This window comes from Cutibacterium sp. KBN10P07758 (genome assembly GCF_050286205.1).
Lineage (GTDB): Bacteria > Actinomycetota > Actinomycetes > Propionibacteriales > Propionibacteriaceae > Cutibacterium > Cutibacterium acnes.
This window is the reverse complement of record NZ_JBNNQV010000001.1, coordinates 1,061,225-1,077,874: the sequence shown is the minus strand read 5'-3', so window position 1 is coordinate 1,077,874 and position 16,650 is coordinate 1,061,225. Positions and strand designations below refer to the sequence as shown.

The window sequence follows — 16,650 nt, the reverse complement described above, 5'->3', positions numbered from 1 at the left end:
TCAGGGCTGCTTCTCTAATAGCGCGACGAGTGGCGAGTTTCTTGCGATCGCGACGAAAAGACGAGGAGCGTAGAGGATGCCAGGGCGGCTCGGGAAGTGAAGCTTGATGAGCTGCATGACCGGCAAATTGGTGCAGTCGAGCAGTTGGTATCGGGTAAGGATTGAACTCGGTCGTTCTCGAACACGATTCTGATTTTCACCCAGTACCAAGAGACTCATGCGTTAGGACTTGGTGCCGCCCCCGGTTCCGGCGTCCGGGCGGGTCGTGTTCCCACTACCCCAAGGAACCCGGGTCGCCACCTCAGCATTCGGGATGCGCGTCCACCCCATCACCGGAGTAACCAAACTCCACCCCAGCGCTGACGACGACGCCCCGACCGCACCCCCATCCTTGCCGCCGACGACGGCATCGTCACCGCCGGACAACGCATCGGCAACGTCGACTCCGCCGGCTACTCCCCCGGCGGCCACTACGGCTACGCCCACATCACCGTCAAGCAAGGCAACCAACCATGAACATCTTTCCCGACATCAGCACCCTCGACGACCAGATCTAATCACGTCAACGCGCACGCCGGCGTGTGGAGCGGCAAAGAGCGATGGCAAGTAAAAGGTCAGGCAGGTTGCGTCTGCGAGGCTGCAGCCGTACGCCGGCGCGGGGCGGTACGTCACTGCGCGGCGGGATAACCTGATTTGGTGCAAACTGATCCGTTCGCCATCCTGCCGCTCGACAAGTGGAAGTGGCATCCCTCACCCCTTGCCGGACAGATCGTCTACGTGCTCACAAGCTCCGCATCGGGTGAACTCGACCTTGCACCCAAAAGCTGGGTTCAGATGGCAGGCTTCAACGGGCCGTTACTGAGCTTGGGATGCTCCAAGCACCATTGGACACACAACGACATCATGACCACGGGCCACTACACGGTGAGCTTCCCCACGGTCGAGCAGACGCGCTGCGCTGGGGCAATCGCACGGACTCCACGTGCCGAACGGGTCGCGGCGAGTGGTCTCACGCCAGTGCCGTCCTCCACAGCCGGAATCCCGCATCTGCGCGAATGCCCGGCTTACTGCGAATGCGAGCTGTACCGCGAAGTCGCGCTCGAGGGCGATGAGGTGCTGATCCTCGGCCAGATCCGTTGTTTAGCCGTGCACACCGATGTAATCGGACTAGGACCGGGCGAGATGTACTCCCGTCTGGCTCCCGGATTTTTCCTGGAACCCGGAGTTACGGGAACTTTGGCTCTAGAGGACTGACCACCTCTCTCGACAACGAAAAGCGCGGTAATTCAGCAGTTAAACATGCCCCGCACCACAAGCGGAGGCCAAGGCGCACCCACTTGGCAGACCTTCCTGATGCCCTGCCAGTCCGGGGCTTCTGACGGCAGGACTTCTGCTCATGAGGAACTTGTCGTGATTGATCTTGTTACTGCTGTAGTGCCGAACCTGCCACCCGACCGCATCCGCACCCTCCCGCTTGACACCGTCATCACGCTGCTGCACACGACGCCGACTTCGGCACACTGAACGCGGAATCAAACCCCGCCATCGCGCGCCGCGAAACCCGCACAGCCTCCTACGCCTCGATCCGCAAGATGCGCGGCAGGCCAGCTCAGATCCAAGCGAGAGGGCGGCTGCTGAGAGCACGAGTGGCCTTCATGCCGCAATGAAGGCGATGGAGGTGACAGGCAGGCCAACCCGCGTTTATCACACGTGTGATGATTTTGAATCATGGGTCATCTTGATGTTGCTACGGTGTCATACACGCTGCCTGACGGCCGACCATTGCTGCGTAACGTCGCGTTCAGCCTCGGAACGGGTGAGCAGGTAGCCGTCGTTGGCGCGAACGGCGCTGGCAAGAGCACGTTGCTGCGGATCGTCATGGGTCAACTGTCACCGGACTCGGGCATAGTGACTTGCGACGGTAACTTTGGCGTGATGGGTCAGTTCATCACGGGCCGGACAGTCAAGGAACTGCTACTGTCAGTCTCGCCACCGGAGATCTGCGTCGCAGCCGCACAGCTCGCACGCTCTGAAGCCATGATGAACAAGAAGGGCACCACCCAGTCACAGCTGGTCTACGCCTCAGCAATCTCTGAATGGGGCGAGGTGGGCGGCTATGACGTCGAGGTGTTGTGGGACGTCTGCACGGTCGCCGCTCTCGGGGTGCCCTTCGAGCGGTGTCGCCACCGGTCGTTGTCGACGTTGTCGAGTGGTGAGCAAAAGCGGGCTCGCGCTGGAGGCGCTGCTGCGTGGCCCAGATGATCTGCTGCTGTTGGATGAGCCGGACAACTCCCTGGACGTGCCAGGCAAGCGCTGGTTGGAAGAGCAGTTGCGCGCGACGGACAAGGGCGTGCTATACGTGAGTCACGACCGTGAGCTGCTGGCCCAGACGGCGACCTCGATCATTACACTGGAACTCGGCGTTGCGGGCAACACTGCGTGGACGCATCCGGGCGGGTTCGACACGTACCACCGTGCGCGGGAGCAGCGGTTCGAGCGGTTGGACGAGCTGCGCCGCCGCTGGGGCAACCTCGCGAGCAGTGCCTTCAGATGCGGCTGCACAGTGGGCGGACCGGGTAGCGCGTTGTGACCTGCGAGGCGCTGGAGGTGACGGGTCTGATGCGTGCATTCGATTTCGACGCGTTTTTCGGTGATCGGGTCGCAGTACTCGGCTGGAACGGGTCGAGTAAATCGCACTTCCTGCGCCTGCTCGCGGCCGGAGGCACTGACCCCGAACCGGGCCAGGAGCCTGTGAGCGACGCGGGGATCGAACCCGTGCCGCACGCGGGCGCCCCGACTTCGACCGGCGCACCGTCAGACGAGACCGCGCCACATTCACATCAGCCACCGTCAGCGCACAGCGCTCACCGATCCGGGCCCCGTGGTCCCCAGCAGCATCACCATCGGCCCGTCGGCTTCCGCGAGTTCTCTGTCAGGCGCTTCAGCTGCGCCGCCGTCGGGAACACCCCAGCCCGCTGCTGAGGCCTCGGCAGGCGCACCCGACGCGTCGGATCGGCCGTGACCGCACCGAAGTCCTGGGCGAAGCCCCTGTAGAAGTGGGAAGACGTGGCCGTCGCCCCGTGGACCACGAGTGAGGCGACCGGATCCGAAGCCGGGAGTCGCAGCACCCCCTCGATGTGCACGCCCGGAGAGATCGGGATCCGGACCTGCACGCATCGGGCGTCGCAGTAATCCCCTGCGGCCTCGGCGGCCGCCATAATCGGCTCTCCGCGACAAGCGCGGGGGCGCGCGGGAACCGCACGGCATGAGTGCCAGCAGATCGTTCGTGAGATGCTCAGGTTTCCGCATCGACCCCGCCTGTGACCCAAGCGTGCAGGAGCCCTGTCGTGGCCTCCGCCGTGTACCGCGCTCCGAGGGACGTCGATACCCCCTCGGGCGGGGCGATCCGGTACAGCTCCTCCATCAGGTCAGCCACCGCCTGCGCCGCGCCACGCGCGGACTAGGGCGATAGGGACTCTGCGGCGGCGAAGAGCGCCCGATGGGCGACATAGAGGTCGACGATCCTGCGCTGGGGCTCCGCGACCACGGTGGCCGGGTCGACCGCTCGCCCGGCCCGAGCCGCGAGGTGGACGTCAGCGATCTCACGATAGCCGTCGGCGAGCAGGGCGAAGGCCAGCTCACCGAGCGAGGAGTAGTGGGTGTAGAGCGCACCTCGGTTGATTCCGGCCGATTGCACGATCCACTCGACGGCCTCGAGGATCGACCGACGGGTCCTCTCCGCCCTGATGTCGACCGAAGCGCGGTTCGCGGTGCTCGATGTCGCTCGGCGCCTCCGAAGCCGTGTGGACCGTCACGACGACGCCGTTCCGGCGCCCGCGCGCTCCGCGCCCGAACGCCCGAGCAGGTAGGCGCCGACGAGACCGACGACGATGCCGACCACCGCGGTGATCCAGAGGATCGCCCAGCTTAGGGTATCTACGCCCAGCACCGTGAAGGGCTCGTTCCACGGCCCCCAGACAGGGACCCACGCACCCAGCAAATGGAGCTTGAGGAAGGCGATGGCGATCAACGGCCCCGCGACCGTCGTGGCCACCGCTCCCGCGACGGGGCGGCGGGAGGCCAGCACGAAAGCGAGGGCCCCGGGCACGTAGACGATGAAGTTCACGATCAGCAGGGGGATCGTGAACGTGTACCCCATGCCATCGCCTGGCGCATGTGATCGAAGTCGTGGACGGCGATGATGATGAGCAGCGCCAGGTTCGCCGCCATCAGCCAGAGCGCCGCATCGGTGCCGAACCGGAGGATGGCAGGGCCGATGATCACCGCGAAGAGGATCGCCAGCACGACGTGCATGACCGCCCCGGGGATCTGGCCGTGCATCGCCATCATCGCTACGTCCGCTGCCTCGAGGACGATCAGCGCCGTCAACATGATCCAGAGCAACGCAGCTTTCCGCCGCCCGCTCACACTTCCCATGACCTGCCCCCTCCGGCGACGAGCTCGGCCATCACACTCGACAAGCGCAATTTTAGACGCCAGATGAGCATATGTCTATCAGTCGGTGGTTGATCGCTGCGGTCGCCCGTCATGTGAGACGGACCGCAGACCGACCCCTTATCTGGAGTGCGCACTTCGTTTTCGTGCGCAGTGGGCTTGAGGCGTCCGGGAAGGCAGGTCCATGAGCTCCGATCAGCGAGAGCTCCGCGAGGGGCGGCGTCGGCCATGGAACCGTGTACCGCCTCTCCGCACCGAGGACGGCCTGTTCCGTACCGTCATCGCCGACCGGTCCGGCGCGTAGCGGAGTACGGATAGCAGGAGTGGGCGAGCGCGCCTCCCGGAGAGGAGCTGCTGCGCGAGGCGCAGGAGGCCGGGCTGTGAAGCCCCGGCATGTGGTGGCCCACTCGGTGTGGTCGGGCGGGCAGGCCCGTGGCGTCCACGGCAACCCGACCGGCGGCCGGCAGGTGTTCGGCTGGGTGGCGCCGGCCTCGGATGAGCCGAAGACGGTAGGCCAGGAGCGGCTGGTGGTGGGCCTGCAGGTCACGATCGGCGCCCAGCTGCTTCCGCTGATGACCCAGCTGGTGATATGGGCCACCACGCGGCTGGTTCCCATGCTCAAGCGCACCGGCGACTGGTTGAAGAATCACCACAGGCAGATCGCCGACCTGGCGCCCAAGATCCTCAAGGTGGCCCTAGCGCTGGCCGGGGTGTTCTCGGCGATCAAGCTAGTCAACATAGCGACCTCGCTCACCACGTCGATCCTCGGGCTGGTGGCCACCCCGGTCGGCCAGGTGGTGCTCGCCGTCGGCGCGGTCGCCGCCGCTATCGCCGGCCTCGTGGCGGCCCTCATCTACGCCTACCACCACTGTAGGGAGTTCCACGACGGGGGAACAAGGTGGTCCACGGCATCATGCAGGCCTGGCGTGGGCCGATCCGGCTCTTCACGGTGTGGGTGCCGCAGGCGGCGGTGGCGGGGGCGACGGTCTGCCAGCCCGCCCCTACACCCCAGCCTGCACCGAACCCTGAACCCACACCACGTTGAGGAGAACGACATGCAATTCATTCAGGCCGCGCACCATTCGGCCGACCCTAACCTTCCACCAACACGCGTCGTCATCCACGCCACCTGCCCTGACGTCGGATTCCCCTCCGCCTCCCGGGCGGGCCGGGCGGTGGGCACCGCCGGCTACTTAGCCTCCATCTCGGCGAGCGGATCCGCCCACTATGTGTGCGACGCCACCGAGACGGTCCAGTACCTGGGCGAGGACGTCATCGGCTGGCTTGCCCCGCCCAACGGCCACTCGATCGGCATCGAAATCTGCGCCGACGGGGGCTCACGGGCCTCCTTCAACAACCCCAGCCACGCCTACTCGCCTAAGCAGTGGCTGTCCCCACAGGTGTGGCTGGCGGTGGAGAAGGCCGCCCACCTCACCCGGCAGATCTGCCACAGGTATGCCATCCCCATGCGCAGGCTCACGGTCGCCGGCACACCTCGTCGAGGGTGCGTGAGGTGTCGGAGGCGGCGGTCAGTGTCGAGGGTGGCAGGGAACCGCCGGTGTCGGTGGATGTTCCTGACGGCCCGCCGCGGCGGGCCGGCGAGAGTGCAGGTTCGACTGCGGTGCCCCGCACGGTCGCCTGAGCGTGGCCCCCTTCTTGGCTGGCTGCCGGGAGGGGGCGCTTTCGTCATGCCCAGGCACTTGCCGAGCCCGGTTGGGGTAATCGTACCCGGTACGATCTCATCTAGATCTCAACAAGAAATCCCTAGTCAGCGCCGTACCCAGTTACGATCACCGGACTCTCCACCCGACTACCCCCAGAACCGCCCTACTCCATCGCCCGAGGGTAAGAAAAAGACCAGCTGACTAGGTGTTTTACCAGTCAGCCGGTCCTCACGACGAGTGGAGCATAGGGGATTCGAACCCCTGACCTCTTCCATGCCATGGAAGCGCGCTACCAACTGCGCCAATGCCCCAGAAACCCGCTCGTAGAGCGAGTCTCAAGTATCTCCCGTCCCCGGGCGACTCGTAGAACTTTAGCGGATCATGCCCCCTTTGCAAAATCGACGTCCACGGGCACCGGGACACCACAGTTATAGGCCATGAGACGCCATGGTGAAAGGAACCCTCTAGCCTCGACGACGTCCTCCGGCAGGTGGTCAACAATCGACCATGAACAGTTATCAAGACCGCCCAAGCATCGTGAGGCGCCATAGTCGCCGCCGAGCAGCCAGCAGATTCCGGTCCGCAGCGCAAACCCGTGGGCCACGAGGATGATCGTTCCTCCGGCGTACTGCGCGACAACGTCCTGACACACGGCAACGATTCGATCCGCGACCTCGCTCGCCGTCTCCCCATCGGCGCGCCGGTAATCGATAGGGCTGACCACACCTGCTGCGTACTCAGGGTCGTTGCGACGCAGGTCCGCAGCCCGTTGTCCCGACCAACGTCCGACATCGATCTCGATGAGTCGATCATCCAACTGCACGCCCAATCCAGCACAAGCGCCGATTGCCTGAGCTGTGTCGCGCGCACGTTGTAGCGGAGAAGCGATGATCGCGTCAGGTTCCATCGCGGCAATGACTTGAGCCACCGTAAATGCCTGACGGCGCCCCACCTCATCCAACGGCATGTCGAGACGGCCCTGGAGCCGACCCTCTACATTGAACGCCGTCCTGCCGTGCCGCACGAACACGAGACGCGTTCGATCGCTCACTGCGCGTCTGTCCCTACGTCCGTGGGGACAGACATCTCATCTTCAGGAAGTCGGAGATCGACCGACGGGCAGTCCTTCCACAGTCTCTCCAGGGAGTACAACTCGCGCTCCTCCTGATGCTGCACGTGCACCACGATGTCGATGTAGTCGAGTAGTACCCAGCGGTTCTCTCGTTCTCCCTCGCGACGTGCACGATGGGCCTTGTGCTCGTGCATGGCTTTGTCGACAGCATCTACGACCGCCGAGACCTGACGTTCGTTGGCCGCCGAGATGACAACGAAGATATCGGTAATGGCAAGATGCTCCGAGACATCGAGGGCAACGATATCGAAGCCCTTCTTGTCAAGGGCAGCGTATGCCACTACGCGGGCAAGCTCGATGGCATATTCAGTGGCGCTCAATGATCCTCCGGAGTGGTCTTGTCGTTGTTGTCGCGGTAAAGACCGCGCTTGTTGATGTACTGCACGATGCCGTCCGGCACGAGATACCAGATTGGCATGTCCTCGCTGACTCGCTGACGGCAATCAGTTGATGAGATGGCCATCGCAGGCACCTCGAGAAGAGTGACCTTCTCTGCTGGCAAGTGAGAAATGTCCTTAGTTCCCAGCGGCACCCCGGGCCGCGACACCCCGATAAAATGCGCCAGGTCAAACAATTCGTCGGCCCCACGCCAGGTAAGGATCTGACTCAGAGCATCAGCGCCAGTGATGAAGAACAGGTCCACATCACTGCCACGCTCCCGGCGCAGATCCTTGAGGGTGTCGACGGTGTACGTGTCCCCCGGACGATCGATATCGACCCGCGACACCGAAAAAGACGGATTCGACGCCGTCGCGATGACGGTCATGAGGTAGCGATCCTCGGCCTGCGAAACCCTGCGTCCCTTCTTTTGCCAAGGCACGCCGGTGGGAACGAAAACGACCTCGTCGAGGTCGAATCTGGCCGCAACCTCCGAGGCTGCGACGAGGTGGCCATGATGAATGGGGTCGAAGGTGCCACCCATCACCCCGAGCCGGTAGCGGCGTCCGTTGTGGACCCGCGCCAGCCCCAGCTCAACACTTGGCATCAGGAATGCGGCCGACCCTTGCCGATACCACGGACGATAGCCAACGCGATCAGCAGAACCAGCAGCGTCAAGATGCCGACGACGAGGGCCGACGACTCCATCAGGAGAGGAACGATACTCATGACGTCTCAGCCTATCCCACAACCGCCCCACGACAACCGTTAAACGGTCACGGACGGGTCTGACCGTCCCCGCGCAGGACATAGGTTGTCGTCGTCATTTCCCGCAGGCCCATCGGCCCGCGCGCATGGAGCTTCTGGGTAGAAATGCCGATCTCGGCACCGAATCCGAACTCGCCACCGTCAACGAATCGGCTGGAGCAATTCACCAGCACCGCCGCAGCATCAACGCTTGAAGCGAAAAACTCCTGCGAAGACATCGACTTAGTGACGATGGTTTCCGAATGTCCTGAACCATGCTTGGCGATGTGATCGACCGCTTCTTCCAGATCGTCCACAATGCGCAGCGCGAGGTCCAGGGACAAGTACTCGTTGTCATATTCATCAGGGGCGGCAGGAACGATCCTCGGATCCAGTCGGATGCTCTCTTCATCACCGTGTACCGTGACTCCGCGTTCGCTCATGGCGTCGACCAATGGGCGCACTGCCGAATCCGCAATTCCTCGATGCACCAAAACCGTCTCGATGGCATTGCACACGCTGGGACGCTGGGTTTTAGCATTGACGGCAATATTGACCGCCATCTCTACATCGGCGCTAACGTCAATGACGAGGTGGCAGTTGCCGGTCCCGGTCTGGATGACGGGAACCTTGGCTCCGGTCACGACGGCGTTGATGAGCCCGGCACCGCCGCGCGGAATGAGCAAGTCGACGTATCCTCGGGCAGTCATGAGTTCATCGGTGACCTCGTGGCCGCCCTCGACGAGTTGCACCGCCTCACGAATCTCCTCAGGCAGCCGGGATCGCATCGCCGCAATCACTGCCCGGTTGGACTCTAGGGCCGACGAAGATCCTCGCAACAGACACGCATTTCCAGACTTCAAGCAAATACCGGCCGCATCAGAGGTGACATTGGGGCGAGCCTCGTAAATGATCCCGATGACACCGATCGGCACCCGGACTTGTTCTACCTTGACCCCCAGCGGAGTGTGCCAGCCGCGCACCACCTCGCCGACGGAATCGTCGAGATGAGCAACCCCCTCCAAACCGACAGCCATCCCTTCGATCCGCTCCGGGGTAAGGGTCAAACGGTCGAGGAGAGCTTCGTCCATCCCAGCATCGCGACCGCGATCGACGTCAGCACCGTTGGCAGCAAGGATCTCGTCGACGCCTTTGCGTAACCCGATACCCATTGCCGCCAAAAGGTCGTCTTTGTCGATGCGACGCAGTCGACGCAACACCGTGGCGGCAGATCGGGCAGCTATGGCCTGTTCGATGACTCGCGAGCTCATGGCCATATGGTATTCGTCAGCTGAGCATCACTCACCTGATAACCAGACCGTGAGTCAGGACGTCACCCTTGACCCGCTACTTTTCTGGTTCCTCGACGACGGCTCAGCTTTACGACGACGACTCAGCACCATGGCATCGCGGTGGATGATCTCGCGAGAGGCCGCCGGGCCCATTTCTGCGGCCAGCCAGGCACTCGAACGTCCCCTCATGACGCGCACCTCATCATGGGAGAACTGGGCGATACCGCGACCAACAACTCGACCGTCGGAGGCCAGGATCGTCACTGGGTCGCCTGCTTGGAAATCCCCGTGTACCCGAGTCACACCCACCGCCAACAACGAGGAATGACGCTGTGTCAAAGCTTCGACAGCTCCGTCGTCGATGACGATCTGTCCCTGCGGGGTGGCAGCGTCGGCCAACCACAGCAACCGTCGGGGCCGTCGCGTCGCCAGCGGGCGGAAGTAGGTACCCACGGGGGCACCAGCCAGAACGTCCGGGGCATCCACCGCCGCTGCGAGTACCACCGGTACCCCGGCACAGGTGGCCATTCGGGCGGCTTCAAGTTTCGTGGTCATGCCGCCGGTTCCCACCCCCGAACCAGCTTTATGGGTATCGACATCCAATGTGTCGATGTCCTCCACAACCTCCACGCGACGAGCATCCGGTGAATCCGGATGGGCGGTGTACAAGGCGTCAACGTCAGAGAGCAGGATGAGGGCTTGAGCGCGCACCAGCTCGGCTACCAGGGCAGCAAGCCGATCATTATCGCCAAACCGAATTTCTCCGGTGGCGACCGTGTCGTTCTCGTTGACGATCGGCACGACGCCCAACCCCAGCAAAGTGTCGAGGGTTGACCAGGCATTGCGGTACGAGGTGGGCCGCACCAGGTCATTGACGGTGAGTAGTACCTGCCCCACCCGCAACCCGTGACTGGCAAACCTCGACGCGTAGTGAGCCAGTAAAATACCTTGTCCCACCGACGCGGCCGCTTGCTTGCCAGCCAAAGTGCGCGGACGATGAGTTATCCCCATGGCGGGAAATCCGGTGGCAATCGCCCCGGAACTCACCAGGACGACACGCCGGCCGACCGCGATGACCTCACTCAGCGCATCAACCAGGTCGTCAACACGACGAACGTCAATCCCGCCACCAGGAAGAGTCAAAGAGGAAGATCCGACCTTGACCACCAGGGTGGCGGCCCCGCATATGGCTCCACGCTGATCAGTCACGGCCCTCGAACCACTCCTCTTCGGCAACACGGGCGCGCCACGACTCTCCACGCAGGTCACGACCGACCTGACCATACTCCTCTCGGGCACGATGATATTCGCGGTCCATCTCCCGACGACGAGTAGCCGAAGGACGCTCGGACTTCAAGCGCTGGTCCTCGCCACGGCGAGACAGCAGCTCAGCGCCCGACTCAATCTGCGGGGCAAAGTCGAAAATGACGGCGTCCTCACCACCGACAGCGACAGCGTCACCAGCGATGGCGCCCACAGCCAACAATTCCTCCTCGACACCCAAACGATTCAGGCGATCCGACAAGTATCCGACGGCCTCTGGATTGTTGAAGTCAGTCTGGGCAACCCAGCGAGTCGGTTTGTCGCCAGTCACGCGCCACAGGAACCCGCCTTCGCCGTCACCCTGACGTTTGATGGAGAAAGCCTGGCGCTCATTCTTGGGCTCGGGTCGAATGACGATGCGCTCCGGCTCGGGCTCAGGCTCGTTGTCGCGGGCCTTCTCGACCAACTCGGCCATCGCGAATTTGAGCGAATTAAGCCCTTCCCCCGATTTCGTCGAGACTCGAAATACCGGCCAGCCACGCTCGGCGACGTCATCGAAGATGATATCGGCTAGATCAGCGGCATCAGGAACGTCAACCTTGTTGAGCACCACCAGGCGCGGACGATCCTCAAGCCCACCGTGGGCAATAAGCTCCCCTTCAATAACGTCGAGATCACTGACCGGGTCGCGGCCAGGCTCGTAGGTGGCGCAGTCAATGACGTGGACGATGGCTCGGCACCGCTCAATGTGGCGCAAAAAATCGAATCCCAGCCCCTTTCCCACAGACGCCCCTGGAATGAGGCCGGGCACGTCGGCAACGGTATATGTTGTCTCCCCCGCGACGACCACACCTAAGTTCGGCACCAGGGTGGTGAATGGGTAGTCAGCAATCTTCGGCTTAGCCCGCGAGATCGCCGCGATGAGGCTGGACTTTCCCGCCGAAGGAAATCCCACCAAGCCGATATCGGCGACCACCTTGAGCTCGAGCAGGATCTTGCGTTCCTCCCCGGCCTCACCGAGCAGGGCAAAACCGGGAGCCTTGCGAGCCGAGTTCGCAAGAGCTGCGTTACCGAGGCCACCGCGACCACCAGCCGCAACGACGAGTTCAGCCCCCACCCCAACGAGGTCTCCTAGCAGCTCGCCCGTGTCAGCGTCAGAGACGACCGTGCCCTCTGGGACGGCCAAGATCATGTCGGATCCATTGGCCCCAGCCTGGTTATCACCGCGTCCGGACTCGCCATTCGTCGCCTTACGGGTGGACTGCCAGTGATAGTCCACAAGAGTCGTCACTTGAGGATCAACGCGCAAGATTACAGACCCGCCATGGCCGCCGTTGCCACCGTCGGGGCCCCCCAACGGCTTGAACTTCTCACGCTTGACAGAGGCGCAGCCATGTCCTCCCTTGCCCGCCACGGCGGTCAGCGTCGCGCGGTCCACGAAGGACGGGATGGCCATGTTCTCTCCTCAGAAAATGGAATCGGGCCTTCCGACCCAGGACAGATAACCAGTTTAGACGCTAGGACGCGTCACCCGGCCCCCGTGATACGTCTCGAGCTCTCAGGCCTGTCCCGGTTGGTTCGATCCGGCGGAGTGCCTCGGCGGGGTGGGTTTGACCTTCGTAACATCTGTCGCGCGACGAGCCGACGACCCGGCCAGGTCGTCAGAAAAGTCACCGTGCCCGTTTTCTGACAGGTTTTCGCGACCCTCGACTGCCGGAACTTCCTGGGCACCTTCCATCTCAGCCTCGGACGCGGCACGCATCTGCAAACCGGTGTGGTGGGACAGCGGCACATCCTTGAGCAAGAAGGCCAACAAACCCGCAGCTGCAACCATCGGCGCCATCCACAAAAACAGCGGGGTTAAAGAGTTGACGTATGCCTCGATAATGCCGTTACGAATGAAATCGGGCATCTGATTGACGGCCCCCGGAGTCAGCGAGGCCGCAGCATGGTGCGAGCTCATGGCCCCCAGCGCCTTGAGGACCGCGGGGTTCTTGCTCGCGGCCAAGGACGTGAACAGATCGGTGACGCGGTTGGTCAGGCGGGTGGTGAAAGCCACACCAATAAGAGAGGCACCCAGGCACACACCAATTTGGCGGAAGAAGTTGTTGTGGCTGGTAGCGGTTCCAAGCAAGGTTGGGCGGACGTCGTTCTGCACCGCCATGACGAGCAGCTGGAAGAACATACCCATGCCCAAACCGAGGACGAAGGTATCGCCCATAATGCGCCACACTGGCGAGTTCTCGTTGAGGGTGGACATCAGCACCATGCCACCCGCCGCGACAATCGGGCCAATGATGATGAAGATACGGTACCGACCGATGCGAGAGGTAAGCAGACCAGTCACCGTCGAGGCCAGCAGAATCCCGATCGTCATGGGGATGAGCAGCAGGCCAGACACGGTAGCCGAGTAGCCATAGGTCATCTGCATATAGGTCGGCAGGTAAGCAAGCACACCGAACATCGCACCCATGGCCAGCATGCCGATAATCGTCGAGACGACGAAAGTGCGATTGCGGAAGAGCTCGAGCGGCAACACCGGATCCTCGATGCGACGCTCCACAAAGGGCAGCAGACCCCATGCTACGACCGTGATGACGCCCAGACCGATGATTTGCCACGACAACCAGTCGTACTGGGAACCGCCCCAGGTGGCGAGCAGCACGATCGCCACGGCACCGGCGTCCATGAGAGTCAGTCCAAGCCAGTCGATCTTGGCCGCCAGTTCGTGCTTGGGGAGTTTAAGAGCAAAGAGGCAGGCGATCCAGGCCACCACGCCAAGTGGCAGGTTGATCCAGAACACCCAGCGCCAGGAGATCGAGTCGGTGAGCCAGCCGCCCAGAAGCGGCCCAAGCACCGAGGAGACGCCGAACATCGCACCCATCGGCGCCATGTAAGCAGCGCGGACGCGCGGCGGAATGAGGTCTCCGGTGATCGCCTGGGACAAGATCATGAGGCCACCACCACCCAGGCCCTGAATGAAGCGGTAGAAAATGAACGTGATCATGGCGCCGGCGGTACCACAGAGGGCAGACCCCAACAGAAATAGACCAATGGCGATGAGATAAAGCGTCTTGCGGCCAATAAGGTCGGACAACCGGCCGTATAGCGGCATGCCTACCGTGATAGCAAGCGTATAAGCGGTGATGACCCATGCCATGTGCTCGACGCCGGACAGGTCACCGACGATGGTCGGAAGAGCCGTGGCGACGATCGTCTGGTCCAAGGAGGACAGGAACATCACCATCATGAGACAGAAGTAGACAACCCAGAACCGACGGTCCGGTCTGAACTTGACAGCGGCAGCAGCAGTTGCGGTCATGTAACAACTTTCGTAACGATCTGAGACAGATGGAATGGCGCGTTCGAACGCGCGCACGATGAGGGCCGTCAGGTCTAGATGGCCAGGGCTCGGCTCATGGCTTGGTCGACGACATGTCCGCGCTAAGCTCGGCGGACAGCCTGGCCCAGACGTCGACGACGCGGTCGAAGGTGTCGGCCACCTCGGCCGAGCTTCCCCCAGGACGAGCCACGACTGACTGGACGGCGCAGCGTTCCATTGCCTGGACAGTACCGACCAGGGCCAGCACCTCTAACGAGTCTTCAGACTTGCCCGTGCGCCGAGCGGAAGCAGCCACCAATGCCGCCCGCTGTCCTTCGACGGCCTCCTTGAAGGCCATTCGGAGTTCCGAGCTCTCCCGTCCGATTTTCATGAGGATGCAAAGATCATCGAAGTCGACGTTCGTCGCGCGCCAGCGAGCCTCCAGCAGATCACGAATGAGCGTGGCGAGAGGAGTCTCGACATCCGTGGCAAAGGCATCCAAGACCTCTTGCGGATAGGTAACGAGAGGCGGCAAGTAGACGTCATATTTGGATGGGAAATGGTTGAAGACGGTGCGCCGAGAGACCCCGGCACGCTCCGCAATGTCATCGACGGTGACGTCGTCGACCGGCTTTTCGATCGCTAGCTCAATGGCAGCACGACGAATGACGCCTTGAGTGCGAATTGCTGTCGGTGAAGCCACAGCAATAATTATGCACCGAGTGCAGGTTTTGCATCAAGTACATAAGGTGCACTCAGTGCATATATTGTCACTCCCTCGGTGAACGAGGGTGGCACCGGCGTCATCGGAAAGCGTTCCACGCCTTCCGTAAATATGGCCAAGCTCGCTGAGCGGACTCCCTCCATTGCTCAAGTGAGCCAGTAGCTCGGTGCACCCACCACCCAGCTTCTCGACCGGCCGACGGCGCCAACCACACCACCTCGACGACAACGGTCAGCACGCTCACGACAAGCGCCACTGCGACCATGCGGGCCCACATCCCGCGACGCTGGTGAGCTCCGGAAACGCTGCGGTCAGTCCGGGAAAACCACCGCGTAAACAACGCACCACCTAGGGCAATTACCAGGCTCGTGACAGCAGCCCCGATCATCGTCCCACCGATTCCGAGGCCTCCAACGACCCCAGTAGCAGCCGCAGAAGCACAGGCACCAGCGGCTACCTCATACGGGCGTGGCCACCGATGACGAGCCTGGGGCTGCGGCGCAGCGACCACACCACGATCTTGAGGGTCGCGAGCCTGCGAGGTAACTGACCGGCTGGGGCGAATCGGTGGCAGCGGTGCGGTGGTCCTGGGCAGCGATCCGGTAGGCCTAGGCGCATCAGATCCCGGCCCGATACGATACAGCCACCGTTCGTCCTCGCTGAGTTCCCGGTTGCCCACGATTCTCTGATCTCCCCTCATCATGGCGTTGATAACCACCAAGTCCTGAGAGTAGGTCGATATTCCGTCACTTCCAGTCATGTCGTCCTAGTGACGACCACAGTCGTGCCGAGGGTCCGACGATAGTCGCAATCACCGGCGGAACTCTCAGATAGAGACGAATCGATTAACACACATGTGCTCAACGTGTCTCAGACACAGATTGGCCCCCGCCTCATGGCGGGGGCCAATCACATCTATGTCGTGGGGATCAGGCCTCGACTGGAGCCTCCACAGGGGTCACGTTGACAACCCTACGACCGCGACGGGTACCAAACTCGACGTTGCCGTCGCGCAGGGCGAACAGGGTATCGTCGCCACCACGGCCGACCCCGTCACCAGGGTGGAAGTGGGTGCCGCGCTGACGAACAATAATCTCGCCAGCGTTGACAAGCTGACCGCCGAAACGCTTCACGCCGAGACGCTGGGCGTTGGAGTCACGACCGTTGCGCGAGGAAGACGCGCCTTTCTTATGTGCCATGTCTGTCTACCTCAGCCTTCGATTCCGGTGACCTTGACCTGGGTGTACTTCTGACGGTGCCCCTGGCGCTTCTTGTAGCCGGTCTTGTTCTTGTACTTGAGGATGCGGATCTTCGGGCCCTTGGTCTCGCCGAGAACCTCAGCGGTGACCTTGACCTTCCCGAGCGCGTCCTTGTCGGAGGTGACGGACTCGCCATCAACCACGAGGAGCGGGGTCAGCTCGATGCTGCTGCCCGCTTCGTCGGCGACCTTGTCAATCTCGACGACGTCACCCACTGCCACCTTGTGCTGGCGGCCGCCACTACGCACGATCGCGTACACGCCTGACCTACTCTCGTTCTTGTCGTACATTTCCGGGGACCGGAACCAGTGGCCCCGGACAAACCTGACCGACGATACACGTCGGACCGGCTGCTCATTTTACATTTCGTGCGGTGGACGGTCAAAACGACCATCTACCAACACCCTGTGGGCC

24 protein-coding genes and 1 tRNA gene are annotated in these 16,650 nt (G+C 62.6%); 6 read left to right on the top strand and 19 right to left on the bottom strand.

The genetic code is table 11. From position 1 onward, the window contains the following. Together ACOYO3_RS05325 and ACOYO3_RS05320 are read right to left on the bottom strand one after the other, a co-directional pair. Positions 1 to 219: a hypothetical protein gene (locus ACOYO3_RS05325; RefSeq protein WP_002525040.1), complete on the bottom strand. Its 219-nt coding sequence runs from the start codon at positions 217 to 219 to the stop codon at positions 1 to 3. Positions 220 to 222: 3 nt separating this feature from the next. Then, complete coding sequence (locus tag ACOYO3_RS05320; protein ID WP_002515682.1) at positions 223 to 510, bottom strand: hypothetical protein; 288 nt, start codon at positions 508 to 510, stop codon at positions 223 to 225. A gap of 183 nt (positions 511 to 693) precedes the next feature. Between ACOYO3_RS05320 and ACOYO3_RS05315 the strand changes: the two genes are divergently transcribed. The 5 genes from ACOYO3_RS05315 to ACOYO3_RS05295 all read left to right on the top strand — a co-directional run bounded on the left by ACOYO3_RS05315 (position 694) and on the right by ACOYO3_RS05295 (position 2,982). Further along, positions 694 to 1,254 carry a flavin reductase family protein gene (locus tag ACOYO3_RS05315; RefSeq protein WP_002525041.1) on the top strand — a complete coding sequence of 187 codons (561 nt, stop codon included), beginning with the start codon at positions 694 to 696 and terminating at the stop codon, positions 1,252 to 1,254. Between the two features lie 45 nt (positions 1,255 to 1,299). Next, positions 1,300 to 1,524, top strand: coding sequence for a hypothetical protein (locus tag ACOYO3_RS05310; RefSeq protein ID WP_002529929.1), 225 nt, complete (start codon positions 1,300 to 1,302; stop codon positions 1,522 to 1,524). A 204-nt stretch (positions 1,525 to 1,728) separates the two neighbouring features. Beyond that, a complete protein-coding gene (locus ACOYO3_RS05305; RefSeq protein ID WP_002515505.1) occupies positions 1,729 to 2,262 on the top strand; it encodes an ATP-binding cassette domain-containing protein in 534 nt (177 codons plus the stop codon). Next, on the top strand, positions 2,213 to 2,590 hold the full coding sequence (locus ACOYO3_RS05300; protein WP_002515528.1) for a hypothetical protein: 378 nt from the start codon (positions 2,213 to 2,215) through the stop codon (positions 2,588 to 2,590). The genes ACOYO3_RS05305 and ACOYO3_RS05300 overlap by 50 nt, the downstream gene beginning before the upstream one ends. Continuing rightward, complete coding sequence (locus tag ACOYO3_RS05295) at positions 2,587 to 2,982, top strand: hypothetical protein (RefSeq protein ID WP_002529409.1); 396 nt, start codon at positions 2,587 to 2,589, stop codon at positions 2,980 to 2,982. Before ACOYO3_RS05300 ends, ACOYO3_RS05295 begins: the two co-directional genes overlap by 4 nt. Here ACOYO3_RS05295 and ACOYO3_RS05290 read toward each other — a convergent pair. The 4 genes from ACOYO3_RS05290 to ACOYO3_RS05275 form a co-directional block, all read right to left on the bottom strand. Next, positions 2,898 to 3,218, bottom strand: coding sequence for a hypothetical protein (locus ACOYO3_RS05290; RefSeq protein WP_002520417.1), 321 nt, complete (start codon positions 3,216 to 3,218; stop codon positions 2,898 to 2,900). The genes ACOYO3_RS05295 and ACOYO3_RS05290 overlap by 85 nt on opposite strands. A 242-nt stretch (positions 3,219 to 3,460) precedes the next feature. Then, the gene (locus ACOYO3_RS05285; RefSeq protein ID WP_002515510.1) at positions 3,461 to 3,697 is read right to left on the bottom strand and encodes a hypothetical protein; all 237 of its coding nucleotides are present in this window, start codon (positions 3,695 to 3,697) and stop codon (positions 3,461 to 3,463) included. A gap of 114 nt (positions 3,698 to 3,811) precedes the next feature. Beyond that, complete coding sequence (locus ACOYO3_RS05280; RefSeq protein WP_002515452.1) at positions 3,812 to 4,159, bottom strand: hypothetical protein; 348 nt, start codon at positions 4,157 to 4,159, stop codon at positions 3,812 to 3,814. Beyond that, on the bottom strand, positions 4,129 to 4,437 hold the full coding sequence (locus ACOYO3_RS05275) for a hypothetical protein (RefSeq protein ID WP_002515687.1): 309 nt from the start codon (positions 4,435 to 4,437) through the stop codon (positions 4,129 to 4,131). Before ACOYO3_RS05275 ends, ACOYO3_RS05280 begins: the two co-directional genes overlap by 31 nt. A 413-nt stretch (positions 4,438 to 4,850) precedes the next feature. On the opposite strand from ACOYO3_RS05275, the gene ACOYO3_RS05270 reads away from it, so the two are divergent. Continuing rightward, complete coding sequence (locus tag ACOYO3_RS05270) at positions 4,851 to 6,320, top strand: peptidoglycan recognition protein family protein (protein WP_002520416.1); 1,470 nt, start codon at positions 4,851 to 4,853, stop codon at positions 6,318 to 6,320. 37 nt (positions 6,321 to 6,357) lie between these two features. On the opposite strand, the gene ACOYO3_RS05265 is transcribed toward ACOYO3_RS05270, so the two are convergent. From ACOYO3_RS05265 to rplU, 13 genes are all read right to left on the bottom strand, one after another. Then, positions 6,358 to 6,430, bottom strand: a tRNA-Ala gene (locus ACOYO3_RS05265). A 68-nt stretch (positions 6,431 to 6,498) separates the two neighbouring features. Then, the gene (locus ACOYO3_RS05260) at positions 6,499 to 7,170 is read right to left on the bottom strand and encodes a histidine phosphatase family protein (protein WP_002515504.1); all 672 of its coding nucleotides are present in this window, start codon (positions 7,168 to 7,170) and stop codon (positions 6,499 to 6,501) included. Next, positions 7,167 to 7,571, bottom strand: a complete 405-nt coding sequence (rsfS, locus tag ACOYO3_RS05255; protein WP_002515554.1) for a ribosome silencing factor — start codon at positions 7,569 to 7,571, stop codon at positions 7,167 to 7,169. The genes ACOYO3_RS05260 and rsfS overlap by 4 nt, the downstream gene beginning before the upstream one ends. After that, positions 7,568 to 8,236: a nicotinate-nucleotide adenylyltransferase gene (gene nadD / locus ACOYO3_RS05250; protein WP_002515455.1), complete on the bottom strand. Its 669-nt coding sequence runs from the start codon at positions 8,234 to 8,236 to the stop codon at positions 7,568 to 7,570. The genes rsfS and nadD overlap by 4 nt, the downstream gene beginning before the upstream one ends. Continuing rightward, positions 8,236 to 8,358 (bottom strand): hypothetical protein, encoded by a 123-nt coding sequence (locus ACOYO3_RS05245; protein ID WP_002515513.1) that lies wholly within the window; start codon positions 8,356 to 8,358, stop codon positions 8,236 to 8,238. Before ACOYO3_RS05245 ends, nadD begins: the two co-directional genes overlap by 1 nt. A gap of 47 nt (positions 8,359 to 8,405) precedes the next feature. Next, positions 8,406 to 9,653, bottom strand: coding sequence for a glutamate-5-semialdehyde dehydrogenase (locus ACOYO3_RS05240; protein WP_002520415.1), 1,248 nt, complete (start codon positions 9,651 to 9,653; stop codon positions 8,406 to 8,408). Between the two features lie 48 nt (positions 9,654 to 9,701). Further along, positions 9,702 to 10,877, bottom strand: a complete 1,176-nt coding sequence (gene proB, locus ACOYO3_RS05235) for a glutamate 5-kinase (protein ID WP_002520414.1) — start codon at positions 10,875 to 10,877, stop codon at positions 9,702 to 9,704. Continuing rightward, positions 10,870 to 12,387, bottom strand: coding sequence for a GTPase ObgE (gene obgE / locus ACOYO3_RS05230; protein WP_002519089.1), 1,518 nt, complete (start codon positions 12,385 to 12,387; stop codon positions 10,870 to 10,872). Before obgE ends, proB begins: the two co-directional genes overlap by 8 nt. Before the next feature lie 102 nt (positions 12,388 to 12,489). Further along, positions 12,490 to 14,253, bottom strand: coding sequence for an MDR family MFS transporter (locus tag ACOYO3_RS05225; RefSeq protein WP_002520412.1), 1,764 nt, complete (start codon positions 14,251 to 14,253; stop codon positions 12,490 to 12,492). A gap of 94 nt (positions 14,254 to 14,347) precedes the next feature. Continuing rightward, positions 14,348 to 14,956 (bottom strand): TetR/AcrR family transcriptional regulator, encoded by a 609-nt coding sequence (locus ACOYO3_RS05220; RefSeq protein ID WP_002515460.1) that lies wholly within the window; start codon positions 14,954 to 14,956, stop codon positions 14,348 to 14,350. A 100-nt stretch (positions 14,957 to 15,056) separates the two neighbouring features. Next, positions 15,057 to 15,737: a hypothetical protein gene (locus tag ACOYO3_RS05215; protein ID WP_427305797.1), complete on the bottom strand. Its 681-nt coding sequence runs from the start codon at positions 15,735 to 15,737 to the stop codon at positions 15,057 to 15,059. 169 nt (positions 15,738 to 15,906) lie between these two features. Then, positions 15,907 to 16,176, bottom strand: coding sequence for a 50S ribosomal protein L27 (gene rpmA, locus ACOYO3_RS05210; RefSeq protein ID WP_002513859.1), 270 nt, complete (start codon positions 16,174 to 16,176; stop codon positions 15,907 to 15,909). An 11-nt stretch (positions 16,177 to 16,187) separates the two neighbouring features. Then, positions 16,188 to 16,496, bottom strand: a complete 309-nt coding sequence (rplU, locus tag ACOYO3_RS05205; protein ID WP_002515641.1) for a 50S ribosomal protein L21 — start codon at positions 16,494 to 16,496, stop codon at positions 16,188 to 16,190. Positions 16,497 to 16,650 lie beyond the last annotated feature (154 nt).

Coding starts and splice junctions, on each gene's coding strand:
- nadD (WP_002515455.1), bottom strand. CDS start 8,236: ATGCCAAGTGTTGAGCTGGGGCTGGCGCGGGTCCACAACGGACGCCGC.
- ACOYO3_RS05225 (WP_002520412.1), bottom strand. CDS start 14,253: ATGACCGCAACTGCTGCTGCCGCTGTCAAGTTCAGACCGGACCGTCGG.
- ACOYO3_RS05310 (WP_002529929.1), top strand. CDS start 1,300: ATGCCCCGCACCACAAGCGGAGGCCAAGGCGCACCCACTTGGCAGACC.
- rpmA (WP_002513859.1), bottom strand. CDS start 16,176: ATGGCACATAAGAAAGGCGCGTCTTCCTCGCGCAACGGTCGTGACTCC.
- obgE (WP_002519089.1), bottom strand. CDS start 12,387: ATGGCCATCCCGTCCTTCGTGGACCGCGCGACGCTGACCGCCGTGGCG.
- ACOYO3_RS05305 (WP_002515505.1), top strand. CDS start 1,729: ATGGGTCATCTTGATGTTGCTACGGTGTCATACACGCTGCCTGACGGC.
- ACOYO3_RS05280 (WP_002515452.1), bottom strand. CDS start 4,159: ATGGGGTACACGTTCACGATCCCCCTGCTGATCGTGAACTTCATCGTC.
- ACOYO3_RS05325 (WP_002525040.1), bottom strand. CDS start 219: ATGAGTCTCTTGGTACTGGGTGAAAATCAGAATCGTGTTCGAGAACGA.
- ACOYO3_RS05290 (WP_002520417.1), bottom strand. CDS start 3,218: ATGGCGGCCGCCGAGGCCGCAGGGGATTACTGCGACGCCCGATGCGTG.
- ACOYO3_RS05240 (WP_002520415.1), bottom strand. CDS start 9,653: ATGGCCATGAGCTCGCGAGTCATCGAACAGGCCATAGCTGCCCGATCT.
- ACOYO3_RS05215 (WP_427305797.1), bottom strand. CDS start 15,737: ATGACTGGAAGTGACGGAATATCGACCTACTCTCAGGACTTGGTGGTT.
- ACOYO3_RS05245 (WP_002515513.1), bottom strand. CDS start 8,358: ATGAGTATCGTTCCTCTCCTGATGGAGTCGTCGGCCCTCGTCGTCGGC.
- ACOYO3_RS05275 (WP_002515687.1), bottom strand. CDS start 4,437: ATGGGAAGTGTGAGCGGGCGGCGGAAAGCTGCGTTGCTCTGGATCATG.